This window comes from Gemmatimonas sp. (assembly GCF_044376735.1).
Taxonomy (GTDB): domain Bacteria; phylum Gemmatimonadota; class Gemmatimonadetes; order Gemmatimonadales; family Gemmatimonadaceae; genus Gemmatimonas.
In genome coordinates, this window is the sequence record NZ_JBILKJ010000250.1 from 1 (window position 1) to 3,070 (window position 3,070).

4 protein-coding genes are annotated in these 3,070 nt (G+C 65.1%); 2 read left to right on the forward strand and 2 right to left on the reverse strand.

Going from position 1 to position 3,070, the window contains the following annotated elements; all coding sequences use genetic code 11:
- Positions 1-442: fasciclin domain-containing protein (locus ACIRA7_RS16210; RefSeq protein ID WP_396221873.1), on the reverse strand; the 442-nt coding region annotated here is incomplete at its 3' end.
- A 414-nt stretch (positions 443-856) separates the two neighbouring features.
- On the opposite strand from ACIRA7_RS16210, the gene ACIRA7_RS16215 reads away from it, so the two are divergent.
- Positions 857-2,239, forward strand: coding sequence for an Ig-like domain-containing protein (locus tag ACIRA7_RS16215; RefSeq protein ID WP_396221874.1), 1,383 nt, complete (start codon positions 857-859; stop codon positions 2,237-2,239).
- A 47-nt stretch (positions 2,240-2,286) separates the two neighbouring features.
- On the forward strand, positions 2,287-2,778 hold the full coding sequence (locus ACIRA7_RS16220) for a VWA domain-containing protein (protein WP_396221875.1): 492 nt from the start codon (positions 2,287-2,289) through the stop codon (positions 2,776-2,778).
- 172 nt (positions 2,779-2,950) lie between these two features.
- On the opposite strand, the gene ACIRA7_RS16225 is transcribed toward ACIRA7_RS16220, so the two are convergent.
- Positions 2,951-3,070: DNA-binding protein (locus ACIRA7_RS16225; protein ID WP_396221876.1), on the reverse strand; the 120-nt coding region annotated here is incomplete at its 5' end.

Consider the following 3,070-nt stretch of genomic DNA (forward strand, 5'->3'; position numbering starts at 1 on the left):
CGCCGTTGGCGACGGTCACCGGGAGCGCGGTGCCTTCCACGGTGGTGAGCGTCTGCCCGTTCTGCAGCTGGTTGGCCGTGATGCGGCCGGGTACCACATGGAAGGTGAGCACCTTGGTGAGGACGGCACGATTCCCCGTTTCCAGCAGGCGGGTCAGCACATCGGCCGGCAGCGCACTGAAGGCGGGGTTGACCGGGGCAAAGACCGTGAACGGCCCGGTGCCGCTGAGTGTCGTGGTGAGCTCGGCGGCCTGAAGCGCCGACACGAGGGTGGAGAGCTGCGGCGTGGCCGCGGCCGTCTGCACGATCGTCTGGGCCGCTGGGGCCACGGGCGTGTTGTCGTCGCCGCCGCAGGCCACCATGGTGGTGGTCAGCGCCGCAAGGGAGAGCGCCGCGGCCGCGCGACGCGACACGTGCTGTAATGTTTGAAGCATGGTGGTCATCCGGGGGATGGTCCTGCCGTGCCGGCGAATCCGGACACGATCAACAGGACGACACCCGAGCCGAGAACTATGACTAGTCGGTCCGAACAACCCCGCGTGGTTCCTCACGACGCCCAAAAAGAACATCCCCCGCACCGTTAGCCGTTGCCGGGGATTGCTCGGCTTCTGTTAGAAGCGGATCACCCGATGTTTCCCTCGGCGCTGATGGTCGGTCCGCTCGTCAACAGCACTCATCGTGAGGCCTGCGAGGCCGGACGTGCCGTCGGAACGGCCCGTCGAGCAACGGAACGGTGACAGTCCCTACCGACCAGGGGCGGATCACGTCACGATACCTCGGCCGGGACCAGTTTTTTTCCGTGCGATCCTGTCGCATCCGTCTTTCCCGAGGCAGATTCTGCTCGCTTTTCAGAGGGCGTGGCTAGCTTGGCGTCGGAGATCGCCGACGCTGATCGCGCGCGTCTATCCCCCATAGCCACCCGCGGCACGATTTTCCCTGAGGCATTTGTAATGAAGCGACTTCTGTCGGCCATGCTTGTAGCCGCGACGCTGACGGCCTGCGACAACTCTTCAGGCCCCGTGCCCGTCGCCGGCATCGCGGTCATCCCAGGCTCCACGTCGTTGCTCGTAGGCAACTCGGCGACGCTGACCGCAACGACCACTGACGCCGCAGGTAATGTCCTGACCGGTCGGCCAGTCACTTGGACATCGACTGATCCGGCTGCCGTGACCGTTTCCGCAGCGGGCCTCGTGACGGCGCTATCGCCAGCCGCATCGGTCAGCATTATCGCCAGCAGCGGCGGAAAGATCGGAACAGCGCAGGTGACTGTGCTGGCACCGGTCGCGTCCGTGACCGTAACCCCATCCAGCGCGACTATCCCGCTGGGCGGTACGACCACGCTGGCAGCCAACGCCAGGGATGCGACCGGTAATGCCCTTCTCGGCCGGACCATCACATGGGTCAGCAGCAATCCGACCGTGGCGACGGTCAGTCAGCCGACCGGCGCCACCGTCCTAATCACCGCGGTCGCACCCGGAGGGCCCGTCAGCATCACCGCGTCCAGCGAGGGACGCAGCGCTGCGGCACAGATCACCGTGCCGGCTCCCGTAGCGACGCTGAGCGGGACCGTGACGGATCAGTTCGGCAGCGCCGTGCCGAGCGCCACAATCGAACTGCTGCAGGGCGCGACGGTTGCCGCAACGCTGACCACGAACGCAACCGGGCAATTCACGCGCACGAACACCTCGACTGGGTCGTACAGCGTGCGTGCCTCCAAGGCCGGATTTGTCGCCAATTCAACGCCGGTTACGGTCGCGGCGCCAACCACCAGCGTGACCTTGCGACTCGCCCCGCAGTCGCTGCCGTCGGCCGGAACGGTTGCGACGCGCACGATTTCAACGGCGACGCAACAGTACACTTTCGAGGCAGACCTCTTCGTTGTCGATGCCAATTCGCAGAGTATCCCGCTCAACGCGTCAGCTTTCAGCATCGAGCCCTTCACGTCCAGCGGCGCACAGTTCAACTTCACGCAGGACGCCGCGTCGCCGTTCACTCCGCCGGCCACTGGCCCCTTCTCGGTCGCCATGCTGCTCGACCAGAGCGGGAGCATTTCCAATACGGACCCGAATGACTCTCGCATCCAGGCCGCGAAGATCTTCATGAATGCGCTCGGCCCGGGGGACAACGTCGTGCTCAGCGCGTTTGCCGGACCAGGGCGAATGCTTCCATTCGAACTGACCGTTTACGGCACCGGCTTCACCACCAATGGCCCCTGTATTTTTCGACGCTCGATCAACTGACGCGACAGGTGGGTGGCGGTACGCCGCTCTACCGGTCCACTCGTTCGATGATCGACTACACCTCGACCAACGCGCTGACGCCGAACAAGGCCGTGCTGGTGTTCACGGATGGCGCAGACACCGAAGGAGGCGCCACGATCGCGGATGTGGCGGCCCGCGCCGCCGCTACCGGCGTGCGGGTGTACACGGTTGGACTTGGCAACGTCAACACCAGCGTGCTTTCGGAGATGGCGAGCCGCGGTGGCGGCACCATGATGTGGGCGACCGACGCTCGGCAATTGGTCTCGATTTACGGAACCGTTGGACGGCTGCTCCGCGGTGCCGTGTCGCTCTACCGTACGCGTTGGACGCTGCGCGTATCCAGCGGCAACTGGGCAAGTGTCAGCAATGCCATTCGCGTGCAAACGCCTTCCGGAGTACTGTTTGTCCCCTTCTGGGTGCGCTTCAGCGGCAGTGGGCCCATCGCAGCGGAGATCGGCGGCGCGGCGATCTCGCCGGCGATGGTAAAAGCGCGTCCGATCAGCGGGACGCGACACTGACCGCCTCCCGCATCCTTTCTTGGATTCTGCCTTTGCCGAGCAGCCTCCATTGTTTGTGCAGTGTTGCGCTTGGGTGATGTCGGCAGCCGTCTCACGCCTGGCTTCTGCTGCGGGCGATCAAACAACCGCGAGCGCAGCGAGCTACCGAGCCGCCCGTCGGCAGCACGCATCGTTAGGCTTTGCGCGGGACAGGCGTCATCTGGAGCTCGACTCCTAAGGCGCGGATCAACTTCAGGACCGTGTCGTACCGCGGCTTCGCACCCGGGGCCAGCGCTTTGTAGAGGCTCTCGCG